Source organism: Streptomyces sp. BA2 (assembly GCF_009769735.1).
Lineage (GTDB): Bacteria > Actinomycetota > Actinomycetes > Streptomycetales > Streptomycetaceae > Streptomyces.
Genome location: NZ_WSRO01000002.1, coordinates 4697502 through 4720007 on the forward strand (window position 1 = coordinate 4697502; position 22506 = coordinate 4720007).

Below are 22506 nucleotides of genomic sequence, written 5' to 3' on the forward strand. Positions count from 1 at the left end.
GGCGGGCCGCCATGCGGCTGGCCCTGGCCGAGGCCGAACTGGCCGTCCAGGGCGGCGATGTGCCCGTCGGCGCCGTCGTGCTGTCCCCGGACGGCACGACGGTGCTCGCGTCGGGCCACAACGAACGCGAGGCGACCGGCGACCCGACGGCGCACGCGGAGGTGCTGGCCGTCCGCCGGGCGGCTGCCGCGCTCGGGGAGTGGCGCCTTGCCGGCTGCACGCTGGTGGTGACCCTGGAGCCCTGCACGATGTGCGCGGGCGCGCTCGTCCAGTCCCGGGTCGACCGGGTCGTCTACGGAGCGCGGGACGAGAAGGCGGGCGCCGCGGGCTCCGTCTGGGACGTCGTACGCGACAGAAGGCTCAACCACCGCCCCGAGGTGATCGAGGGGGTCCTCGCCGAGGAGGCCGCGGGGCTGCTCACGCGGTTCTTCCGGGGGCGTTGAGCGCCCTCGGAAGAACGGATTTCTGACCACGGCCCTCTTTGGGCTAGAGTTCCTCTCGGTAGCGTGTCCGAGCGGCCGAAGGAGCTCGCCTCGAAAGCGAGTGTGGGGAAACTCACCGTGGGTTCAAATCCCACCGCTACCGCTCTTGATACGAAGGCCCCGTCCGCGAGGACGGGGCCTTCGTCGTTTCCGGGGAGGGGCCGGACGGCCCGCGTCCACACCTCCGTACATACCCGCATACGCAAGTGAGCCCCGGTGCCTGCCGCGAAGGCACCGGGGCTCTCTCCGATTGGACGGGGGGAACGGCATCGGGGGGACAAGCCGCTCCCCCCGATGAGGACTGGAACCCCTAAGCCAGCGCCGTCATTCGGGGGGAAGCCGACGGCGCGTGGCCCCGCAGTGGGGCCAGTCCCTTGCCCGCGGATTCCTGCCAGATCCGCTGGGGCACATCACCAATCCTGCGTCTCGCGCCACTCGGAACGGGGCGGCAAAGGGCCTCTGCTGCCGGGCCGTTGGTCCCTAAAAGCCTTGTGAGCATGGGCCGGGTTAGACTCACGGCCGTCACAGGGGTCACAGGACGCAGCAGGTAAGGGGAGGCCGAAGCATGGCGGTGCAGTGGAAGAAAATCGGGCTCTTCGCGCTCGTCGTCTTCATGCTCTACGTGATCATCACTGACCCCGCCAAGGCCGCGGACTACGTGCAGATAGGCTTCGAGGCGGTTTCGGACGCTGCTCAGAGCATCGGCGACTTCATGACCTGGGTCGCCAACGGAGGCAAGGACTGAGCGGCTCGGCCCGCCGTCCCCGACTCTCCTCTCCCCGCTTCCCAGGAGTGCGCATGATCCGCCATCTGGTCCTCTTCAAGCTCAACGACGGTGTGGAGCGCGACGAGCCGCGCGTCGTCGAGGGCGTCAAGGCCTTCCGCGCGCTCGGCGAGCAGATCCCGGAGCTCACGTTCTGGGAGTGCGACTGGAACATCACCGACCGGCCCATCGCGTACGACTTCGCCATCAACTCGGCGGTCGAGGACACCGATGCGCTGAAGCGGTACATCGAGCACCCGGCCCACCAGGCGGGCGTCGCCCTGTGGCGTGAGTTCGCCACGTGGGTGATCGCCGACTACGAGTTCTGAGCGACGCGGCTCAGCGGCCCCGCGAAAAGCGGCCCCTCACCGGAACGGTGAGGGGCTTTTCTGCGTCTTATGGCCCAACTTGCCCCTCAACACGTAGTTATCGGGTGCTTGCACACAGTGCACATGTCTTGTGATGCTATGACCGCTTTTGACGGATGAGTTGACCAAGGTCGGCTGATCTTGACTGAGCTCGACAGGACTTGATTGGGCTTGACCGAGAAGGGGTGGCGTTGACCGTGCCGGCCAGTACTGCGCCCGAAGCGCCACCCGTGACCCCGCAGGCGAGCAGCCCCGGCCCACCGAGCGCGCCGGGCCTCCAGGACGCGCAGACCGCCCCGAGTACCCCCAGCACCCCCAGCGCCCCCAGCAGCAGGGGTGCCGACACCCGGGCCCTGACCCAGGTGCTCTTCGCCGAGCTCAAGGAACTCGAACCGGGCAGCCCCGAGCACGGCCGCGTCCGCGGTGCTCTCATCGAGGCCAATCTGCCCCTGGTGCGGTACGCCGCCGCTCGCTTCCGCAGCCGCAACGAACCGATGGAGGACGTCGTCCAGGTCGGCACGATCGGCCTGATCAACGCCATCGACCGCTTCGACCCCGACCGCGGCGTGCAGTTCCCGACCTTCGCGATGCCCACCGTGGTCGGCGAGATCAAGCGGTACTTCCGCGACAACGTACGAACGGTCCATGTGCCGCGCCGTCTTCACGAGCTGTGGGTGCAGGTGACCGGGGCGACCGAGGACCTCACCACGGCCCACGGGCGCTCGCCCACGACCGCGGAGATCGCCGAGCGCCTTCGGATCACCGAGGAGGAGGTGCTGGCCTGTATCGAGGCCGGACGCTCTTACCACGCAACGTCGTTGGAGGCCGCCCAGGAGGGCGACGGGCTTCCCGGTCTGCTCGACCGGCTCGGCTATGAGGACCCCGCGCTCGACGGCGTCGAGCACCGCGATCTCGTCCGCCATCTCCTCGTCCAACTGCCCGAGCGCGAACAACGCATCCTGCTTCTGCGCTACTACAGCAATCTGACGCAATCACAGATCAGCGCCGAATTGGGCGTTTCTCAGATGCATGTGTCAAGACTGCTGGCCAGAAGCTTCGCGCGACTTCGATCCGCAAACCGTATCGAGGCGTAACCGTATCGAGTGGACTGCTCTCCAGCGGTTCCCGACGGCCCCGCGAGCAGAAAAGCCCCAGACCCCCTCTTTCCTGCATCGATGTCACCCTTCTTTGTCGACATGTAACTACAGCGTGTTGCCGACATGTGACATTCTGCTGGAACCGCGTTTGCCGCAGCCCCACGTCCGGTATTCAGGTGGAGGCTGCGTTCCTCCGACGGGAGCGTCCGCCGTGACCGTCCGCGACCTCAAGGGGGTGGCATGTCCGCAGACCAGGGCAGCTCGAAGGTGCTCACGCTCACGAAGAGCGCATCAGCGCCGAGCGAATCAGCGCCCGACGCGCTTCCGAGCTCAGTTGTTTCCGGGGCTTCCGGAGCCATCGACACCCGCACCCTGTCCCGCTCCCTGTTCCTGCGGCTCGCCGCGCTCGACCAGGACAGCCCGGAGCGTGTCTATGTGAGAGACACGCTGATCGAGCTCAACCTCCCCCTCGTCCGGTACGCGGCCGCGCGCTTCCGCAGCCGCAACGAACCGATGGAGGACATCGTCCAGGTCGGAACGATCGGCCTGATCAAGGCGATCGACCGCTTCGACTGCGAACGGGGCGTGGAATTCCCGACGTTCGCGATGCCGACGGTCGTCGGTGAGATCAAGCGCTTCTTCCGCGACACGAGTTGGTCGGTGCGCGTCCCGCGCCGCCTCCAGGAGTTGCGGCTCGCGCTGACGAAGACGAGCGACGAGCTGGCGCAGAAGCTGGACCGCTCGCCGACTGTGCCCGAACTCGCCAAGGCGCTCGGGGTCTCCGAGGAGGACGTGGTCGACGGCCTGGCCGTCGGGAACGCGTACACCGCATCCTCGCTCGACTCCCCGGCCCCTGAGGACGACGGCGGCGAGGGCTCGCTCGCGGACCGCCTGGGGTACGAGGACAGCGCCCTCGAAGGCGTCGAGTACCGCGAGTCGCTCAAGCCTCTGCTCGCCAAACTGCCGCCGCGCGAGCGCCGCATCATCATGCTGCGCTTCTTCGCGAACATGACGCAGTCGCAGATCGGCGAGGAGGTCGGCATCTCGCAGATGCACGTCTCGCGCCTGCTCACGCGGACGCTCTCGCAGCTCCGGGAAGGGCTCATCGCGGACTGACGGGACTCCCCCTGTGGCTCAAGGCGCCGCAGGGGGACTGGAGTTGCCGTAAGGCAGCACGAGTTGCTGACGGGGTTCCTAATTGACGAACCGTCAGCCACACTTGCGCGATGCGACGTGGCATGCGGAACGTACTGGGTGCGTCTACGGCTGCCCTGTGCCTGGGCGGCCTCCTTGCTGCTTGCGGCAGCGAGGACGGCGACGGTTATGTGGCTACGGGGCCGGCTGCGGCGAGCCCTGAGCGGGCGCCGGGGCAGGGAGTTGCACCCACCGGGGACGTGGAGTTCGTGCCGCTCGACGAGCCCGGCGGCGGCAAGGGCGAAAACTCCGGCACCCCGGAGGGGAGCGGTACCTCCGGCACGCCGGAGAGGAACGGCGGTTCCGGCGGCAGCCAGGGCGACAACTCGTCCGACGGCAAGCCCTCCGGCCGGACAGCTTCGGGGTCCCCGACCACGCCGGAAAGCGCGGCCCCGGCGAACGGCAGTGACAACTCCGAGCGTACGGACGGAGATTCGGCGCCCCCGACCACGCCAAGCAGCAGCGCACCGCCCAGCGGCCCCGCGAAGCTGAGCGTCAGCGCGCCGGAACGTAAGCCCGCGGACGACCGGTGGTGCGAGAAGGTGACCGTCACGTTCCGCAACACCGGGGAATCACCGGTGCGTTCGGGCACGGTGACGTTCGCGACGCACGTCATCGGTGCTCTTGGCGTGGACTGGGCCACGATCAAGTCCACGGAGAAGCTGCCCGCACTGGACGCCGGTCAGCGGCTTGAGAAGACCTGGCCTGTTTGCGTGGACCCATGGCGGGTGCCGCTGGGCATGCATATTGAGACCCGGGACGTCTCGGTGAAGTGGAAGTAGCGGGTTCTATTGGATCTGCGGGTCGCTTGTGGCTGAGCGCGCAGTTCCCCGCGCCCCTAAAACGCCCCTGACGGGGCGCAGCCCCGGCCCGCCCCGGCCGGGAGGTCTACTTCAGCGCCAGCCACGCCACTCCCGCCACCACCGCGATCGCGAGTACGACGCCGATGATCAGGCCGATGCGCGGGCCCGCGGACGCTGTCGCCGGCTGCTGGGCTCGGCCGCCCTGCGGGGACTCGTCGACGAAGGCGCGGAACATCTGCGTGCTGCCGGAGGGGTCGGGGGTGTTCTGGGGGCCCTGGGGGTTGTGTGCCATAGCGCAGGACCCTAGCGAACCAACGGGGCTCGGCCCAACCCCCGCTGACCATGGACTTTACGAGCCGGGCCCCAGACCTTTGCCGACTCTTTAGGGCCTTGGTCCAGTTTTAGTTTGCCTGCGGCAACCAACTGTCTCTATCGTTGCCCTAAGCAACAACATAGGAGGTGCCGTGGCCGCGCAGCGTCATTACGAGGAGCTGGCCCGACAGCTCAGCGCCATCGGCGCCGTGAAACGTGGTCTCGGAAGAGGGCTGCCGCACGACTGCCCGGCAGGGTCCGCCGCCGTACTCGTCCTGATCGACCGGCACGGAGAGATGCGGATGAGCAAGCTCGCCGAGCTGCTCGCCGTGGACATGTCGGTGACCAGTCGCCACGTGGCCCATGTCGCCGAGAAGGAGTGGATCCTGCGGGATCCCGACCCCGCCGACAAGCGCTCCCGGATCCTGCGCCTCACGCCCACGGGCAAGGCGAAGGTCAATGAGCTGTCCGACCTGTCCATCAGGACACTCACCCACTACTTGCATGACTGGTCAGACGACGAGGTCGTCCAGCTCAGCACGCTGCTCGCGCGCCTGCGCGACAGCTTCGGGGACTGCCGTGCGGCTTCGGCCCGGCTCCCCTTGGAAGAGACCACCCGTACACCCGCGTAACGAAGAGGAAGCCCATGGCAACAACCACACCATCCGGTGTGCGGGGCAGCCACGCCAAGCACGGAGCGTCGCACGGAGCGGCGCACGACGAGAACGCTCCGATGACGCACCGCCAGATCATGGAGGCCCTTTCCGGCCTGCTGCTCGGCATGTTCGTCGCGATCCTGTCGTCGACGATCGTCTCCAACGCCCTGCCTGAAATCATCGGCGACCTGGGCGGCGGCCAGTCCGCCTACACCTGGGTCGTCACCGCCTCGCTCCTGGCGATGACGGCGACCACGCCCCTGTGGGGCAAGCTGTCGGACCTCTTCAGCAAGAAGGCCCTGGTCCAGATAGCACTGATCATCTACGTCGGCGGTTCGGTCGTCGCCGGGCTCTCGCAGAGCGCCGGCATGCTGATCGCCTGCCGTGTCGTCCAGGGCATCGGCGTGGGTGGTCTCTCCGCCCTCGCGCAGATCGTGATGGCCGCGATGATCGCCCCGCGCGAGCGCGGCCGCTACTCCGGCTACCTCGGCGCCACCTTCGCCGTCGCCACCGTCGGCGGCCCGCTGCTCGGCGGTGTCATCACCGACACCGACTGGCTCGGCTGGCGCTGGTGCTTCTACGTCGGCGTGCCCTTCGCGATCATCGCCCTGATCGTGCTGCAGAAGACCCTGAAGCTCCCCGTCGTGAAGCGGGACGTCAAGGTCGACTGGAGCGGCGCCTTCTTCATCTCGGCCGCCGTCTCCCTGCTCCTGGTCTGGGTGACCTTCGCGGGTGACAAGTACGACTGGATGTCCTGGCAGACCGGCGCCATGGTCGGCGGTTCGATCGTCCTCGGCCTGATCTTCCTGCTCGTCGAGTCCAAGGCGAGCGAGCCGATCATCCCGCTGCGGCTCTTCCGCAACCGCACCATCACCCTCGCCTCGCTCGCCTCGCTCTTCGTGGGTGTCGCGATGTTCGCGGGCACGGTGTTCTTCAGCCAGTACTTCCAGCTGGCGCGCGACAAGTCGCCGACGATGTCCGGCGTCATGACGATCCCGATGATCGCCGGTCTGTTCGTCTCCTCGACGGTCTCCGGACAGGTCATCACCAAGACCGGCAAGTGGAAGGCCTGGCTGGTCTCCGGCGGTGTGCTCCTGACCGCGGGCCTCGGCCTGCTGGGCACGATCCGGTACGACACCGAGTACTGGCACATCGCGATCTTCATGGCGCTGATGGGGCTCGGCGTCGGCATGATGATGCAGAACCTCGTGCTCGCCACGCAGAACCAGGTCGCTCCCGAGGACCTCGGCTCCGCGAGCTCGGTCGTCACCTTCTTCCGTTCCCTCGGCGGCGCCATGGGTGTCTCGGCGCTCGGCGCCGTGATGTCGACGCGCATCACCGACTACGTGAAGGACGGCCTGGAGGACCTCGGTCCGAAGGCGGCCGGCATGGGGCACGGCGGCACGGGCGGCGGCGGCATCCCGGACCTGGACAAGCTCCCGGAGCCGTTCCGCACGGTCATGGAGAGCGCCTACGGGCACGGCATCGCCGACGTCTTCCTGATCGCCGCGCCGATGGCGCTCATCGCGCTCCTGATCACGCTGTTCATCAAGGAGGTTCCGTTGCGTACGTCGGGTGGGCTCGCCCAGGCCGCCGAGACTCCGGCCGCTGCCCCGACGGGCGCCGGGTCGGCCTCCGCGGGCGCCGACGAGCAGCCGGTCCTCGCCTCCGTCGGCGCACACACCGAAGCGGGCCCCGACGGCACGCAGAAGCTCGCCGCGGTCGCCTCGTCGGCCACCGGTGACGCCCCCCTGCAGACCACCGGCGGCGGCACTCCGGTCCACGGCTTCGTCCGTGGCGCGGAGAGCACTCCGGTCCCGCGGGCCGCGGTCACGCTGATCTCCCTCGGGGGACGGCAGCTGGGCCGTGCGGTGGCGCAGGGCGACGGCTCCTACGCGGTCGACGCCCCCGGCGCGGGCTCGTACGTACTGATCGCGTCGGCCGACGGTTTCCAGCCGCAGGCCTCCACGATCGTCGTCTCCGACGAGGCCCTCGCGTACGACATCCTGCTGAGCGGCACGAGCGGCCTCAGCGGTGTGGTGCGGGCCTCCGACGGCAAGCTGCCGGTCGCGGGCGCGATGGTCATCGTGACCGACGTGCGCGGCGACGTCCTGGCCACCGGGCTCACCGGTGAGCAGGGCGAGTTCACCTTCGCCGAGCTGGTCCCCGGCCAGGTCACCATCGCGGTGAACGCCGCGGGGCACCGCCCGATGGCGCTGCCCGTCGAGGTCGGCGCGGTCGGCGTCACCCGGGTCGAGGTCGAGCTGAACTCCGGTGCGCAGGTGCTCGGCACGGTGCGTGCGGCGGGCGGTCCGCTGAACGACGCGCGGGTCACGCTGGTGGACGCGGCGGGCAACGTCGTCGCCACCGCGACCACCGGGTCCGACGGCGCGTACGCCTTCACCGACCTGGACAGCGGCGAGTACACGGTCATCGCGACCGGTTACCCGCCGGTGGCGACGGGCCTGACCGTCGCCGGTGAAGGTGTCGGCGACCACGACATCGAACTCTCCCACCCCGGCGAGTAGTTGACCCCGGCCCGTGCGCGCGCTTCGAGCGGATGCGCGCGCACGGGCCGGTTGGGAAAGGGCCCCCGGGTCGGCGGTGACGTACACGGCAGGGGACGGCCGTGTCACCGCCGCCGGGGGCCGCACTCTTTTTGAGCTTTTGGGCTTTTGGCTTTGGCAAGGAGAAACGGGATGGGACTCAGCGCTCGGATCCGGACGCGCGACGGGTGGGCGGTGTCGCACGCCGTCGTCACCCTCACCGATATGACCGGTACGCAGGTGCTGCGGGCCGCGGCGGACGGGGAGGGTGCCGTGCGCGACGCGACGGAACTGCCCCCGGGCCCGTACACCGTGATCGTCACGGCGGTCGGCTACGCGCCCGTGGCCTCGACCGCGCTCGTCACGGCGAGCGGCCGTGCCGAGGTGGGCAACATCGTCCTGGCCAGGCAGGGCGGCACGGAGCTGCCGCCGCCCGGCCCTTGGACCATCGACCCCGCGCACTCCACCGTGGGCGCGGTCGCCCAGCATCTGGGGATCACCAGCGTGCACGGCCGGTTCACGGAGTTCGGGGGGAGGGTGGAGATCGCGGAGGACGTGGAGAAGTCGCGTGTGGAGGCGTCCATCAAGTCGTCCTCGATCGACACCGGCAACGGCATGCGGGACGGTCACCTGAAGTCGCCCGACTTCCTGGACGTGGACCAGTACCCGGAGCTCACCTACCGGTCGTCCGGGCTCACGCCCGCCGGCTCGGACCGCTGGACGGTCCATGGGGAGCTGCAGATGCACGGTGTCGTACGGCCGGTCGACCTGGACCTTAGCTACCTCGGCACGGGGGCTGACCCCTGGGGCGGAACCCGCGCGGCCTTCCGGGCCACGGCGGAGCTGCGGCGGGAGGACTTCGCCATGAACTACAACCAGGTGGTGCAGGCGGGGATCTCGGCGATCGGCACGACGCTGCGGGTGGAGCTGGACATCCAGGCGGTACAGGGGGACTCCCTCCCCCAGGGCTAGCGGCGGCTCGACCGGGTACCCCGCGGCAACGGCTCCGCCAAAGCCTCTCCCGCAGGGCCAGCGGCGCTTCGACGGGGTACCCCGCAGCTACGGCTACGCCAAAGCCTCTCCCGCAGGGCTAACGGCGGTTCGACCGGGTACCCCACGGCATCGGCTGCCCCAAAGCCTCTCCCACCCGCCCACCCGTTTACCCCGCATCCACCCCTGCACGAACGAGCTTTCCCACCCACCCGCCCGATTGCCCCGCGGTGCCAGGGGGTGGGTGGGCGGGAGAGCTTGTTCGTCCAGGGGCGGACGCGGGTGATCGGGTGGGTGGGCGGGAGAGCTTGTTCGTCCAGGGGCGGACGCGGGTGATCGGGTGGGTGGGCGGGAGAGCTTGTTCGTCCAGGGGTGGATGCGGGGTTACGGGCGGGTGGGTGGGGGAGACACGACCCCGCCCCCCCCCGCCGCCCCCGGCGTAGGGTGCCCGCATGGCAGCCAACATCGCGTCCAACACCGCCGTATCCCTGGAGGAGTTGCTGGACTTCGTCCGGCCCCGTCACCGGGCGATCCTGCTCACCGCCCGCGCGGACGGCGCCCCGCAGGGATCCCCCCTGACCTGCGGCGTCGACGACGCCGGGCGGATCGTGGTGTCCACCTACCCGGAGCGCGCCAAGACGCGGAACGCCAAGCGGAATCCGCGGGTCAGCATCATCGTGCTGAGCGACGAGTGGAACGGCCCCTGGGTCCAGATCGACGGCACGGCCGAGGTCATCGACTCCCCGGCTTCGGTGGAGCCCCTGGTCGAGTACTTCCGGAACATCTCCGGCGAGCACCCGGACTGGGACGAGTACCGCGAGGCCATGGTGAAGCAGGGCAAGTCCATCATCCGGATCACCCCGGAGCGATGGGGCCCGGTGGCCACCGGCGGCTTCCCGCCCGCCAAGGCCTAGCGCTAGCGAAAGCGAAAGCGCTACAACGTTGCCTCGATTCCCGCGACCAGCAGGTCCAGGGCAACGGCGAAGTCCAGCTCCCACATCTCCTCCACCGTGGACCCGCCCCGCGCCTCCATCATGTCGGTGGAGCTGTGCAGGGTCTCCTCAAGGGCGGGGTGAGCGCTGACCGCGCCCATCGCTTCCTTGAAGTACTCCTCCGGAGTGAGCCCCGCGGCCGCGCACCGCGCGATGTAGTGGCCCTGCACCGTGCCGAATCCGTACACGAACTGGAAGACGGCGGCGATCGCCCCGGCCTGCTTCTCCGCCGGCAGGCCGGTCCCGCGGACCACTCCCTGCACGGCGAGCGAGAACTTGATCCAGTTCGGGCCGATGTTGAGGAAGTTGCCGACCAGCGGCGACACCCAGGCGTGCCGGACCAGCAACCCCCGGTACTCCTCGGCCAGTTCGCGCAGCGTCTCGCGCCACCGGCCGGGTGTGACCGCGTCCGGGTCCGGCAGGACCATCTCCCCGGCGACCGCGTCAAGGGCCAGTTCGAGTAGGTCGTCCTTGGTGTCGACGTACCAGTACACGGACATCGCCGTGACGTTCAGGTCCGCCGCCAGGCGCCGCATCGAGAACTTGGCGAGGCCCTCCTCGTCCAGGAGACGGACCGTGGCCTCCGTAATGCGCTCGCGGTCCAGGCCCGACGGCTGATCACTCCTGCGGCCCGCGCCGTTCCGGGGGGCTTTGCCCTCCAGCCAGACGCTGGTCCGCGCGGGGCGCTTCGCGCGGTCGGCTGCCTTCGCCATGGCGCACCTTCCTGGTTCCTGGTTCTGAGCTCTTGTGGCGTACCCGGATAGCGGTCCCGAATACCGGATACCGGTGGTTCCGAGGCGGGCGACAGACCGGAACAGGCCGGTCCGCCGCCCACCCGTCGATGCTATGCGGACGCCGCTGCCGGGTCCGTCTTCGCAGAGTCTGCCCTCTCCGCACGCTTCAGCAACGCGGCTGCCAGCATGCCCCCGAGCAGCACGGCCACCGCGCCCACCAGCTGACTGGTCTCCAGACCCGAGGAGAACGCGTCGGCGATCCTCGTGCGTTCGGCGTCCGACCCGGCCGCGGCGAGCGCGGCGGGCAGCGAGACCGCGGAGACGGTGACGAGCGAGGCGAAGCGTGAGTTCAGGACAGCGCCGAGCACGGCCACGCCCAGACCGTTGCCGAACTCCGCGAGCGTGCCGTTGACGCCCGCGCCCACGCCCGCCTTCTCCGGCGGGATGGCGCTCATGATCGCGTTGGCCATGGCGGGCATGGCGAACGCGATACCCGCGCCCATCACGATGAGACCGGCCAGCATCCCGGCGTAGTTGTCGCCGCCGAGCACGGCGATCGCGGCGAGGCCCGCGGAGAGCAGGCTCATGCCGATGGCGATCGTCGCGGGGGTGCTCGTCCGCTTCAGGAGCCGCGCTCCGAGGCCGGTGAGGTTGAGCGCGACGACGGTGATCGCGAGCGGCGCCGTGCGCAGGCCCGCCTCCAACGGCTCGTAACCGAGGACGAACTGGAGGTGCTGGGTGAGCAGGAACAGCGAGCCGCCCATGCCGAAGGCGACCAGGATGGCGCCCGCGACGGCGCCGATGAAGCGCTGGTTGCGGAAGAAGTGCATGTCCAGCATGGGGTACGGGATGCGCAGCTCCCACACGACGAAGACGCCGAGGACGACCACGCCCACGGCGGCCGCGACGAGCACCTGCGTCGACGTCCAGCCGTGCTCGGGGCCGGAGATGATCGCGTAGACGACCGAGGCCATGCCGATGGTGGAGAGCAGCGCGCCGAGCAGGTCGGGTCGGTCCCCCTGCGGGTTCTTGGACTCGGGGACCAGCTTCACGACCGCGGCGAGCGCGACGATCACGACGGGGATGTTGATCAGGAAGATCGCGCCCCACCAGAAGTGGTTGAGCATGACCCCGCCCATCAGCGGGCCGACGGCGAAGCCGAGGGAGTTGACGGTCGACCAGAGGCCGATCGCCTTCATCCGCTCGGTGTCGTCGAAAATCTGCACGATCACGGCGAGCGTGGTGGTGATCAGGAGCGCGCCGCCTATGCCCATCCCGGCCCGCGCGGCGATGAGCTGCGTCGACGACTGGGCGAGGCCCGCGACCAGCGAGCCGATGCCGAAGAGGGCGAGGCCCGCGGTGAGCATCTTCTTGCGGCCGTAACGGTCGGACGCGCTGCCCGCCGTGAGCAGGAGCCCGGACTGGACGAGCGAGTAGGCGTTGATCATCCACTGGATGTCGGCCGTGGACGCGTCCAGCTCCTCGGTGAGGGAGGGGATGGCGACGTTCAGGACGGTGTTGTCCAGGAGGACGGTGAGCTGGGCCAGGCAGATGACGCCGAGGATCAGCCAGCGTTGGGGGTGGCCCTGGGGGGCGGTGGGGGTCTCGGCGGTCGTCGTTGCCGTCATGCCCTCTCCTTCTGCTTATACGGTGTACGTGTGGTCAGCGACGTACACCGTAAAGCATCTCCCGTACGGCGTACAAGGCGCCGTCAGTTCTTCGGCTGGGTCAGCTCTTCGGCTGGGTCAGGTCGTAGAAGGTCGCGCTGCCGACCGTGACCTTCTTGAAGGTGTCCTCCACCCAGGAGCTGATCTTGGAGGAGGTGCCGCTGTCGCCTCCCATGCCACCTCCGCCGCCGCCTCCCATGCCGCCGCCCGAGATGAAGTAGTGGACCTTTCCGTCCTCGACGTACTGCTTGAACTGCGCGAGGGTCGGGGACGGATCGCTGCCGTTGAAGCCGCCGATGGCCATCACCGGGTCGCCGGTGGCGAGTTGGTAGCTCGCGGCGTTCTGCGAGCCGATGGCCGCCGCCGACCAGGTGTAGTCCGAGGCGTCCTCTTCCAGGAGCTTCTTGGCCTTGCTGCTGACCTGGGCCCCGTCGAGGAGGCCGCCCATGCCGCCTCCGCCCATGCCACCGCGCTCGGCGGTTCCGCCGCCGGGCATGGTGCGCTGCTGGCCGCCCTGGGGCTGGCCACCGGTGGGGGGCCGCATGGCGTTGTTGTTGCCCTGCTTGCCGTTCTGACCCTGCTGCCCGTTCTGACCGGGAGGCTGCATCCCGCCACCGCCACCGCCACCGCCACCACCGCCGCCACCCGGCCGACCACCGCCTCCGCCAGGCCCTCCCATACCGCCCGCCGACGCGGGGCCCGCCGTCACGATCGACCCGGTGTGCGCGCTGTTCACGGTGGAGAGGGTGTACGCGACCAGCCCCGCCAAGGAAGCGGCGAGGCTCAGCCCCACTGCCGCGAGGGCGAATTGACGCCCGAGCCGCGCCGTGAGCAGCAGGCCGAGCGCGCCCACGAGGCCGCCGACGAGCACCGCCCAGCGCAGCCACGGCACGTAGTCGGGCGTACGGCCGAGCAGGACGTAGCCCCACCACGCCGTCCCCGCGACGCTCACTCCGAGCAGCGCGCCCGCCCACCACTTGGCCCGCTCCTCCCACAGGACCGTGGCGCCCATGCCGATCAGCGCCGCGATGTAGGGGGCGAGGGCGATCGTGTAGTACTGGTGGAAGATCCCCGCCATGAAGCTGAAGACGGCCGCCGTCATCAGGAGCGCGCTGCCCCACGCCACGAACGCCGAGCGCGCGGTGTCGGTCCTGCGGGCCTTCCAGGTGAGGACGATGCCGCCGACGAGCAGGATCAGCGCGGCGGGGATCAGCCAGGAGATCTGGCTGCCGACCTCGGAGTTGAACATCCGCCCGAGCCCGGTCTCGCCCCACTGACCGCCACCGCCACCACCGCCGCCACCGCCGCCGCCGGGGCCTCCCCCGCCGCCCACGCTGCCGGTCTCCTCACCGTTGATGCGTCCGAGGCCGTTGTAACCGAAGGTCAGCTCCAGGAAGGAGTTGTTCTGCGAGCCGCCGATGTACGGGCGCGATGACGCGGGCCACAGCTCCACGATCGCGACCCACCAGCCGCCCGCGACGACCATCGCGAGCCCGGAGAGGGCGAGTTGACCGAAGCGCTTGCGCAGCCGCACGGGTGCGCACACCGCGTACAGGGCGGCGAGCGGCGGCAGGATCAGGAACGCCTGCAGCGTCTTGGTCAGGAAGGCGAGGCCGACCGCGACGCCCGCCCACACCAGCCACTTGGTGCGGCCGTGCTCCAGGGCGCGCAGGACGCAGTACACGGTGACCGTCATCAGGAGCGCAAGCAGCGCGTCCGGATTGTTGAACCGGAACATCAGCGCGGCGACGGGCGTCAGCGCGAGCACCGCGCCCGCGATCAGCCCGGCCGCCGGGCTGAAGCGGCGACGTACGGCGGCATAGAGCACACCGACCGTCGCGACGCCCATGAGCACCTGCGGGGCAAGGACCGCCCAGGAGTTGAGCCCGAAGAGGCGTACGGAGAGCGCCATCGGCCAGAGCGCGGCCGGGGGCTTGTCGACGGTGATCGCGTTGCCCGCGTCGAGCGAGCCGAAGAACATCGCCTTCCAGCTCTGGCTGCCTGCCTGAACGGCCGCGGAGTAGAAGGAGTTGGCGTAGCCGGACGCGCTGAGGTTCCAGAGGTAGAGGACCGCGGTCGCGAGGAGTAGCCCCAGGAAGGCGGGGCGCGCCCAGCGCGGGTCGTCGGGGCGTCCGCGCCAGAGGCGCGCGGGCAGCGTGCGCGGGCCCCGATGGGCTCGCGCACCCGGCGCCGCGTGCAGCGGCGCAGGCGGGGAAGTCGTCGTCATCGTGCGTTCCTCGGGTCGTGTGCGTAAGCGGGCTCGTACGAGGAGTACGAGGACGAGGCGTCGGGCAGCGGCGCCGGATCGGAGCGGCGCTCCGGGAAGACCCAGGCCCGAAGCAGCAGGAACCGCAGGACCGTCGCCGCGAGGTTGGCGGCTATCAGCACGGCGAGTTCCGTGGAGTGGGACGGGTCGCCCGACGCCGCGCCGAGGGCGGCCAGCGAACCGCTGGTCAGAGCGAGGCCGATGCCGAACACGACCAGGCCCTGCGCCTGGTGCCGCATCGCGCGGTCACGGCCGCGCACCCCGAAGGTCAGCCGGCGGTTGGCGGCCGTGTTGGCGACGGCAGATACGAGCAGGGCGAGGGCGTTGGCCACCTGCGAGCCCGAGAACGTACGGAAGCCGGAGTACAGGAGCAGATAGAAGAGCGTGGAGAGCGCGCCGACCACACAGAAGCCGACCAGCTGGCGGGCCAACCCGCCTGGTACACCGGTCAGTTGCCGGTCGCGCGGGTCGTCTCCGAAGGGGCGCGCGAGACGGTCGAGCGGGAGCGCGCCGACCGCGAGGGCGCGCCCGACCCGCCACACCCCCTTGAGGTCGTCCGTGGCCGTCTTGACCAGGTGGACGGTCGAGTTCGGGTCGTCGACCCAGTCGACAGGCACCTCGTGGATGCGCAGGCCCGCGCGCTCGGCGAGCACCAGCATCTCCGTGTCGAAGAACCACCCCGTGTCCTCGACCAGCGGAAGCAGCACCCCCGCCACGTCACCCCTGATCGCCTTGAACCCGCACTGGGCGTCGGAGAAGCGCGCGTGCAGAGAGCCGCGCAGGATGAGGTTGTACGTACGCGAGATGAACTCCCGCTTGGGGCCGCGCACCACACGTGAACTGCGCGCGAGCCGGGAGCCGATCGCCAGGTCGGAGTGCCCGGAGATGAGCGGCGCCACCAACGGGAGCAGCGCGTTCAGGTCGGTGGACAGGTCCACGTCCATGTAGGCGAGGACGGGGGCGTCCGAGGCGGACCACACGGCACGCAGGGCACGCCCGCGCCCCTTCTGCTCAAGGCGCGTGTAGCGGACCTCTTCGCCGGACGCCGCGAGCCGCGCCGCCACCTCGGGAGTGCGGTCCGTGGAGGCGTTGTCCGCGATGGTGATGCGGAAGGGGTAGGGGAAGGTGCGGACGAGGTGGTCGTGCAGGCGCAGCACGCACGGCCCCAGATCCTTCTCCTCGTTGTAGACGGGGATCACGATGTCCAGGACGGGCGCATCGCGCCGCCCGGCGGGATGTGCCCGTGGAAGGTGTGCCCGTGCCGGCAGAGGGACCGAGCAAGCGCCGCCCGGAGAAGCCTCCGGGGAAGCGTCCGGGGAAGAGTCGGTTTGCATGGCACCGACATTCGCCAAGTGGTCTGTCAGGGCCGTGTGGTGAGCCTGTGGCCCGCCTGTGAGTGCTGGCCGGTATCGCTGACCTGCTCGGATCCCGCAGGCAGTGTCACCGTGAAGACCGTCCGCCCCGGCACGCTGTCCACCGTCACCCCGCCGCCGTGCGCCGCCACGATGGCCTGCACGAGGGCAAGGCCGAGCCCTGTGGACCCGGCGTTGCGTGAGCGCGAGGCGTCGCCGCGGGCGAAGCGCTCGAAGACGTGGGGGAGGAGGGCGGGGGCGATGCCGGGCCCGTTGTCCTCGACCTCCAGGCAGACGGCGGGGCCTGACCGCCGCACCCGTGCGGTGACCTTGGTGCCCGGTGGCGTATGCGTACGCGCGTTGGCGAGGAGGTTGACGACGACCTGGTGGAGGCGGGCCGCGTCGGCGAGGACGAGCGCGGGCTCGTCAGGCAGCTCCAGGGACCAGATGTGCTCGGGTCCTGCGGCTCGCGCGTCGCTCACGGTGTCCACGACCAGCGGCGAGAGATCAGTGCTCTGACAGCTCTGATGGCTCTGACGGCTCTGATGGCTCTGACACGAGATGTCACGCCCCTCGTCGAGGCGGGCGAGCAGCAGCAGGTCCTCCACGAGACCCGTCATCCGCTGGGCCTCGGACTCGATCCGGCCGAGCGCGTGCCGCGTATCGGGGCCCATCGACTCCCGCCCCCTGCGCGTGAGTTCGGCGTATCCGCGGATCGACGCGAGCGGCGTACGCAGCTCATGGCTGGCGTCCGCGACGAACTGACGTACCCGCGTCTCGCTCTCCTGGCGCGCGTGCAGCGCGGAGTGCACGTGGTCGAGCATGCGGTTGAGCGCGGCGCCCACCTGCCCGACCTCCGTGTTCGGCTCCGCGTCGGGGACGCGTTCGTACAGCGTCACCTCGCCGCTGTGCAGGGGGAGTTCGGAGACCCGGGTCGCGGTCGCCGCGACCCGGCGCAGCGGGCGCAGCGCGACGCCGACCATGGCGGCGCCCGCTAGCGAGGCGGCGACCAGGCCCGCGGCGGTGACGCTGACCTCGACGATGATCAGCGTCTCGAGAGTGTTCTGCACCTTGTCCGTGGGGATGCCGACGAGGAAGTCGCCGTGGGGACCTGACGCGTACTCCACGCGGTACTCGCCGAGGCCGGGGATGTCGACGTTGTGCGGCTTCGCGTCACGCGGCACGGAGCCGAGGGCCGCGGACTGCGCCGCGTCGAGCCGGTCCGTCTTCGGCTCGAAGGTGCCGGTGTCCGGCTCGTCGCTGACCAGGGCCTGGCCGACCGAGCCGTCGTCCTCGACGACGGCCCCGATGGTGCCGACCTCCTGGGGCCCCTTGGAGACGAACCGCAGTGGGCCGCCCGAATCCTCGGACAGACCGCCGGGCACGTCCTCACCGGGCTTGGGTACCGGCCCTGACGCACGCATCGCCACGGCACCGAGCGACTTGTCCAGTTGCTCGTACAGGTGCGAGCGCAGCGCGATGGTCGTCACCGTGCCGATCACCGCGCAGACGACGGCGATCAGCGCCACCGCCGAGACGACGAGCCGCGTCCGCAACGACCGCGGCTGCCGCCGCCGCTTCATCGCTTCATGAGACGGCGGCCGCCTCGGTCGCCGGTGCGGCCTTGATCAGATACCCGGCGCCGCGCCGGGTGTGAATCATCGGCTCACGCCCGGCGTCGATCTTCCTCCTGAGATACGAGATGTAGAGCTCGACGACGTTGGCCTGGCCCCCGAAGTCGTAGTTCCACACGCGGTCGAGGATCTGCGCCTTGCTGAGCACGCGCCGCGGGTTGCGCATCAGGAAGCGCAGCAGCTCGAACTCGGTGGCGGTGAGGTGGATGGAGTCCCCGCCCCTCGTCACCTCGTGACTGTCCTCGTCGAGGGTCAGATCCCCCACGGCGAGGACGGACTCACTACGGCGGCCGGAGGCCCCCGCCCGGCGGATGAGCCCGCGAAGGCGCGCGACGACTTCCTCCAGGCTGAAGGGCTTGGTCACGTAGTCGTCGCCCCCGGCGGTGAGCCCGGCGATCCGGTCCTCGACGGCGTCCTTGGCGGTCAGGAAGAGCACCGGCACGTCGGGCAGCTCACGCCGCAGCCGTCCGAGCACGGCGAGGCCATCCATGTCGGGCAGCATCATGTCGAGCACGACGGCATCGGGCCGGAAGGACCGAGCGGCGCGCACCGCACCGGCGCCGTCCCCCGCGCTACGGATCTGCCAGCCTTCGTAGCGCAGGGCCATGGAGAGCAGCTCGGTCAACGACACCTCGTCGTCGACGACGAGCACGCGGACGGGGCTCCCGTCCGCCCTGAGCAGTTCGGTACGCCCCTGGGGCGAGGTCGTAGTCATGGCAGACAGCCTGCGCGGGGGCCGTGAGAGAGAGCTTTCGGCAACCTGTGAATTCCCTGAGAAACGGGGGAGGGCTACGGCCAGCCTCTGGGCGGGCTGCGGGTCGCGGGCTGCGGGCTGCGGGCAGGCTCCGGTCCGGGGTGCGGGAGGCTCCGGTCCGGGCTACGGGCTACTGCCCGGCCTCATCAGCCCGTTCGGCCACGAACGAGCCGAGGCCGACCTCAGCTCGGACGAGCCCCTCGTCCTTAAGGTGGGCAAGCACCTTCTGAGCCGTGGATGTCGCGATCTCAAACTCGGCGGACAGTTCCAATGCGGACGGCACTCGCGCCCCCACGGGATAGCTGCCGTCGGTGATACGCGTGGCGATGGCCGAGGCGACCTGGCGCCAGACAGGCTGGGTGTCCTCGCTCTCAGCGAGTCCCTTTGACCGGGAAGCCGGGGAGACGGAAGAGCCGAGACCCGACTCGGTGTAGGTCAGCCCTTTCGCGCGTAGCCCCGTGAGCACCTTGTGCGCGGTCGCGTTGGCGATGCCGAACTCGGCGGTCAGTTGGACGACGGACGGCACCCGGGTGCGCGGGGGATACGTGCCGTCCTCAATCCGGTTTTGGATCACCTCGGCCACTTGGCGCCAGCGAGCCTTGTCTGGGGCGAATTCCATCACCACACCATGATGGGCATGCTATGCACTCCAGTGCGATTCAGGGAATTGTTCAGTTAGCCCTAGCATGCTCGGTTAACCTTCGATACCGTGACGGAAGCAAAGACCCCCGCGACGGGCGCAACCGTCCGGGGGCGTGGCCATCAGCCAAAGCTAAGGAGCTGACGACATGACCGACCTTATCCGCCGCCTCGCCAACTGGACGAGACTCCTCCTGACCCCCAGCCCCGCACACCCGGCGACCGCCCCCGTACAGCCGACGCCGCCGAGCCCCGAACCGGCCACCCCCCGCAGCCGCTACGGCCTCGACGCCCTGCTCCCCCTGCCCGGTGAGGCGATCCGCCTAGTACGCCCCTACCTCACCGCCCACGAACAACACACTCGCCGCCGCGAACTCGCCCTGGCCACCCTCGGGTTGGACACACCCGGCCCGTACTGGATCCACGGCGTGGAGGTCGCCTGATGGCTGCCGACGACGACCTCATCAACCCCGCCCGCCTGCTGCCCTGGCCCGGCCCCGAGGGCAAACCCTGCTACCTGATCGGCGACGCCACGGGCCCCGTGTCCCGGGTCGCCGACGCCATGGAGTCCGTACAGCTCGGCATGGGCGGCGAACTGCTCACGTACGCCCGCGGCATGCTCGCCGACGCCCCCGAGGGCGAACTCCGCTACCTCGCCGAGCGCTTGACGGAGGCGCTACAGGACGCACTACGGGTGGCCGAGAGCCGGGGGCTCAGGCTGCGCTGAGCAGCTCCGTTGCAGAAAAGTCCCGCGAACGCACGCGAAACGCGGCGGGCCGCTGGGACTTTCCTGCAGTCGACTTGGTCAGCCCCGCTCGAACCCGTAACTCCGCTCCACCTTGGCAACATGCACGACGTACTTCTCGTACCACTCACCGCGCCCGCGCTTCTGCGCCGTGCGGTGCTCGGCATTGCCGCGCCACTGCTGGATCGCGTCCGCGTCCCGGAAGTACCCGACGGTGATGCCGAGTCCGCCGGGCGTCCGCGCGGATTCCATACCGAGGAAGCCCGGCACGGCGGAGACGAGCTCGTCCATGCGGTCGGCGGTCTCGTCGTAGCCGTCGTCGGGGCCGTCCTCGGCCTCAGTTCGCACCGATGTGAACACGACGGTGTAGTAGGGCGGTTCGAAAGGGGGGACAGGTGTGACGGGTTGATCACTCATGTCCCCAGATTCGACCGCGCCCACCCCCCTGTCCACCCTCTCCCCGCCTTCATTGCCGTACGGACAGCGAGACTTGACCATCCGGTCAGCCAGCGGCGACGAACGCGGCGGTCGGCCGCAGCCCCGGTCCGCACGCGGCAGGCAGCGCCAGCATGAGGCGGGCGCCCCGACCGTACGCGCGGCGGGTGCACCAGCAGGCGGCAAGCGCGGCGAGCGCGGCAGCACGCGGCGGGTACGCCAGCACGCCGGAGGCCTGTCAGTACGAGATGGGTGCGCCAGGACGGAACGAGGCCGCAGCCCGCCGGGCAGACACGCGGCAGGTGCGACAGGTGCGGCAGCACGAGCCAGGCGCGTCAGCACGCAGCGGCGCAGCAGCACGCGGCAGGCGCGCCAGCAACCCGCGGCTTCCTCCGCACGCGGGGCGAGCGCGGCAGCACCCCCCAGCTTCGGCCGCATGCGGTAGCCACGGGCACCGACGCGCGCAGCAAGCGGGCCAGCGCCCCGCAGCCTCCGTCGGCGTGAAGCGCGCCCCGCAGCCACCGCCGTGGGAAGCGCCCCGCAGCCTCAGCCTCCGTCGGCGTGAAGCACCCCGCAGCCACCGCCGTGGGAAGCGCCCCGCAGCCTCAGCCTCCGTCAGCGTGAAGCACCCCGCAGCCTCCGCCCGTTCAAAGCCCCCCCCGGCAGCCACCGCCTGTGAAGCCCCCCCCCCCCGCAGCCACCGCCCTGTAAAGCTCAGAAGAGGCCCCCCTGGGCCACAGGAACCTCCCGTACGGGAACAGTCGTACGCCCCGCTTCCCTCGCCCCCTCCAGCCGCCACCCCCGCAGCAGCCTGCTGTCCAGCACGACGAGGCGGCCGGTGTCGTCGAGGCAGATGTCCGGCCCTGCCACCGCCAACAGATCCCCCCGTACGACCCCGCCGTCCACGAGCTCGGTGACCGCGAAGGCGCCCACGCCCGCGAGGCTCTCCAAACCGAAGACCCCACCGTGGTCCACCACACCGTGCTCCCCCAGCCGTACCCGCTCCAGCGACTCCGGCCACCCCTCCAGCCCGAGCGCGAAGCCACGCATCCGCTCCAGTTCGCGCCGCCGCTCCTCCGCCCCCGGCAGGCTCGCCCTCACGGCACGCTTTCTCGCGTACGAGATCCGGTCCGGCACCCCGAGTGCGACCCGCAGCAACTCCTCGGCCCGCCGCGCGGCCATCAAGGGACCCCGCCCCAGCCAGACGAAGGCCACAGCCCCCTGTTCGAGCAGCCGGGCCGGGCCCCGTTCCTCGCGGGTGAGACCCACCTTCACAAGGCCCGCCCCGAACCACGCGAGGTAGACGCGGTAGGTCCTCGGATCGTCGGCGATGGTGTCCGCGGCCACCGAGTGCGCCCGGTCCAGCCGCGCGCACTCCGCACAGCGGGCCTGCGTCCCCCGCCCCGGCACGGCGGCGGCGACCGGGCAGGGATTGCCTCGCGCGCCCACGCACTCCCGGCGGCCGGCGGCCCGGAACCCCACCCGCCGCCCCACGACCAGCGGACTGACGTCCCCCCGCTCCCACACGAGCACGGGGCGCTCCGCATCCGCCCAGCTCAAGCCCGCGATACGCCACTCCATGTGACCAGTCTCGCGCAGACCCGCGGCCCGGCCGACCAGCGCCGGAGAGCCTCTGCAACTCCCGTCGGAGGGGCTCTTGTTGATCAAGTAGTGTCTGGCCCGGCCGCACCAGGGCCGACGAACACAAACGGGAGACCTGCATGAAGAAGAGCCTGATCGTCCCCACGGCGGTAGCCGCCATCGCCCTCCTGGGCATGGCGCCCTCCGCCTCCGCCGTCGTCGACCAGGCGCCGACGGGGACCAAGGCTGCCGCTGACTGCAGTGGCGAGATCGCCAAGGCGCCGAACAACGTCAAGATCCACAAGAAGCCCACGAAGAGCTCCCCCGCTCTGCGCCTCTGGTACAAGAACACGACGGGCTGCTGGATCAAGGGCGTCAAGGGCGCCAAGTACAACCTGTGCGGCGGCAAGAACTGGGACGGCTGGGGCTACGTCTCGTACCGCGGCACCAAGGGCTACGTCCCGAGCGCCTGCCTGCACCCCACCAAGTGACCGCA

General features: G+C 70.2%; 23 protein-coding genes and 1 tRNA gene. 14 read left to right on the forward strand and 10 right to left on the reverse strand.

The annotated features are described in order from the left end of the window. The first annotated feature begins 11 nt into the window (after positions 1–11). From tadA to E5671_RS23885, 7 genes are all read left to right on the forward strand, one after another. A complete protein-coding gene (gene tadA, locus E5671_RS23855) occupies positions 12–443 on the forward strand; it encodes a tRNA adenosine(34) deaminase TadA (RefSeq protein WP_160510375.1) in 432 nt (143 codons plus the stop codon). A 57-nt stretch (positions 444–500) separates the two neighbouring features. Then, a tRNA-Ser gene (locus E5671_RS23860) sits at positions 501–585 on the forward strand. A gap of 462 nt (positions 586–1047) precedes the next feature. Continuing rightward, entirely contained in the window at positions 1048–1227 is a 180-nt protein-coding gene (locus tag E5671_RS23865) for a hypothetical protein (protein ID WP_160505981.1), read from the forward strand. A gap of 53 nt (positions 1228–1280) precedes the next feature. Continuing rightward, complete coding sequence (locus E5671_RS23870; RefSeq protein ID WP_160505982.1) at positions 1281–1574, forward strand: Dabb family protein; 294 nt, start codon at positions 1281–1283, stop codon at positions 1572–1574. Between the two features lie 236 nt (positions 1575–1810). Next, the gene (locus E5671_RS23875) at positions 1811–2707 is read left to right on the forward strand and encodes a SigB/SigF/SigG family RNA polymerase sigma factor (RefSeq protein ID WP_160505983.1); all 897 of its coding nucleotides are present in this window, start codon (positions 1811–1813) and stop codon (positions 2705–2707) included. Between the two features lie 243 nt (positions 2708–2950). Further along, positions 2951–3826 carry an RNA polymerase sigma factor SigF gene (locus E5671_RS23880; protein ID WP_160505984.1) on the forward strand — a complete coding sequence of 292 codons (876 nt, stop codon included), beginning with the start codon at positions 2951–2953 and terminating at the stop codon, positions 3824–3826. Positions 3827–3936: 110 nt separating this feature from the next. Next, positions 3937–4686 carry a hypothetical protein gene (locus E5671_RS23885; RefSeq protein ID WP_160505985.1) on the forward strand — a complete coding sequence of 250 codons (750 nt, stop codon included), beginning with the start codon at positions 3937–3939 and terminating at the stop codon, positions 4684–4686. Positions 4687–4792: 106 nt separating this feature from the next. Here the strand turns inward: E5671_RS23885 and E5671_RS23890 are convergent, their stop codons facing one another. After that, positions 4793–4999 carry a hypothetical protein gene (locus E5671_RS23890; RefSeq protein ID WP_160505986.1) on the reverse strand — a complete coding sequence of 69 codons (207 nt, stop codon included), beginning with the start codon at positions 4997–4999 and terminating at the stop codon, positions 4793–4795. A gap of 172 nt (positions 5000–5171) precedes the next feature. Here E5671_RS23890 and E5671_RS23895 point away from each other — a divergent pair, with 172 nt between their 5' ends. The 4 genes from E5671_RS23895 (at position 5172) to E5671_RS23910 (ending at position 10125) form a co-directional block, all read left to right on the forward strand. Next, entirely contained in the window at positions 5172–5651 is a 480-nt protein-coding gene (locus E5671_RS23895; protein ID WP_160505987.1) for a MarR family transcriptional regulator, read from the forward strand. A 14-nt stretch (positions 5652–5665) separates the two neighbouring features. Beyond that, the gene (locus tag E5671_RS23900; protein ID WP_160505988.1) at positions 5666–8203 is read left to right on the forward strand and encodes an MFS transporter; all 2538 of its coding nucleotides are present in this window, start codon (positions 5666–5668) and stop codon (positions 8201–8203) included. 171 nt (positions 8204–8374) lie between these two features. Beyond that, positions 8375–9193 (forward strand): YceI family protein, encoded by an 819-nt coding sequence (locus tag E5671_RS23905; protein WP_160505989.1) that lies wholly within the window; start codon positions 8375–8377, stop codon positions 9191–9193. Between the two features lie 470 nt (positions 9194–9663). Next, entirely contained in the window at positions 9664–10125 is a 462-nt protein-coding gene (locus E5671_RS23910; RefSeq protein ID WP_160505990.1) for a PPOX class F420-dependent oxidoreductase, read from the forward strand. Between the two features lie 20 nt (positions 10126–10145). Here E5671_RS23910 and E5671_RS23915 read toward each other — a convergent pair whose 3' ends face one another. From E5671_RS23915 to E5671_RS46375, 7 genes are all read right to left on the reverse strand, one after another. Beyond that, positions 10146–10916, reverse strand: coding sequence for a TetR/AcrR family transcriptional regulator (locus tag E5671_RS23915; protein ID WP_160505991.1), 771 nt, complete (start codon positions 10914–10916; stop codon positions 10146–10148). Between the two features lie 131 nt (positions 10917–11047). Next, positions 11048–12565: an MFS transporter gene (locus tag E5671_RS23920; protein ID WP_160505992.1), complete on the reverse strand. Its 1518-nt coding sequence runs from the start codon at positions 12563–12565 to the stop codon at positions 11048–11050. Positions 12566–12665: 100 nt separating this feature from the next. Continuing rightward, the gene (locus tag E5671_RS23925; RefSeq protein ID WP_160505993.1) at positions 12666–14831 is read right to left on the reverse strand and encodes an ArnT family glycosyltransferase; all 2166 of its coding nucleotides are present in this window, start codon (positions 14829–14831) and stop codon (positions 12666–12668) included. Next, complete coding sequence (locus E5671_RS23930) at positions 14828–16204, reverse strand: bifunctional glycosyltransferase family 2/GtrA family protein (protein WP_160505994.1); 1377 nt, start codon at positions 16202–16204, stop codon at positions 14828–14830. Before E5671_RS23930 ends, E5671_RS23925 begins: the two co-directional genes overlap by 4 nt. 26 nt (positions 16205–16230) lie before the next feature. After that, positions 16231–17805, reverse strand: coding sequence for a sensor histidine kinase (locus E5671_RS23935; RefSeq protein WP_160505995.1), 1575 nt, complete (start codon positions 17803–17805; stop codon positions 16231–16233). A 4-nt stretch (positions 17806–17809) separates the two neighbouring features. Next, the gene (locus E5671_RS23940; RefSeq protein WP_160505996.1) at positions 17810–18571 is read right to left on the reverse strand and encodes a response regulator transcription factor; all 762 of its coding nucleotides are present in this window, start codon (positions 18569–18571) and stop codon (positions 17810–17812) included. 169 nt (positions 18572–18740) lie between these two features. Continuing rightward, positions 18741–19229 (reverse strand): GntR family transcriptional regulator, encoded by a 489-nt coding sequence (locus E5671_RS46375; RefSeq protein WP_237330696.1) that lies wholly within the window; start codon positions 19227–19229, stop codon positions 18741–18743. Positions 19230–19398: 169 nt separating this feature from the next. Here E5671_RS46375 and E5671_RS23950 point away from each other — a divergent pair, with 169 nt between their 5' ends. Together E5671_RS23950 and E5671_RS23955 are read left to right on the forward strand one after the other, a co-directional pair. Continuing rightward, positions 19399–19692: a hypothetical protein gene (locus E5671_RS23950; protein ID WP_160505997.1), complete on the forward strand. Its 294-nt coding sequence runs from the start codon at positions 19399–19401 to the stop codon at positions 19690–19692. Then, a complete protein-coding gene (locus E5671_RS23955; RefSeq protein WP_160505998.1) occupies positions 19692–19976 on the forward strand; it encodes a hypothetical protein in 285 nt (94 codons plus the stop codon). The genes E5671_RS23950 and E5671_RS23955 overlap by 1 nt, the downstream gene beginning before the upstream one ends. A gap of 78 nt (positions 19977–20054) precedes the next feature. On the opposite strand, the gene E5671_RS23960 is transcribed toward E5671_RS23955, so the two are convergent. Together E5671_RS23960 and E5671_RS23965 are read right to left on the reverse strand one after the other, a co-directional pair. Next, positions 20055–20411: an antibiotic biosynthesis monooxygenase family protein gene (locus E5671_RS23960; RefSeq protein ID WP_160505999.1), complete on the reverse strand. Its 357-nt coding sequence runs from the start codon at positions 20409–20411 to the stop codon at positions 20055–20057. Positions 20412–21143: 732 nt separating this feature from the next. Next, positions 21144–22010, reverse strand: coding sequence for a DUF2797 domain-containing protein (locus E5671_RS23965; protein ID WP_160506000.1), 867 nt, complete (start codon positions 22008–22010; stop codon positions 21144–21146). Between the two features lie 140 nt (positions 22011–22150). Here E5671_RS23965 and E5671_RS23970 point away from each other — a divergent pair, with 140 nt between their 5' ends. Next, positions 22151–22501 (forward strand): hypothetical protein, encoded by a 351-nt coding sequence (locus E5671_RS23970; protein ID WP_160506001.1) that lies wholly within the window; start codon positions 22151–22153, stop codon positions 22499–22501. The last annotated feature ends 5 nt before the right edge of the window (positions 22502–22506 follow it).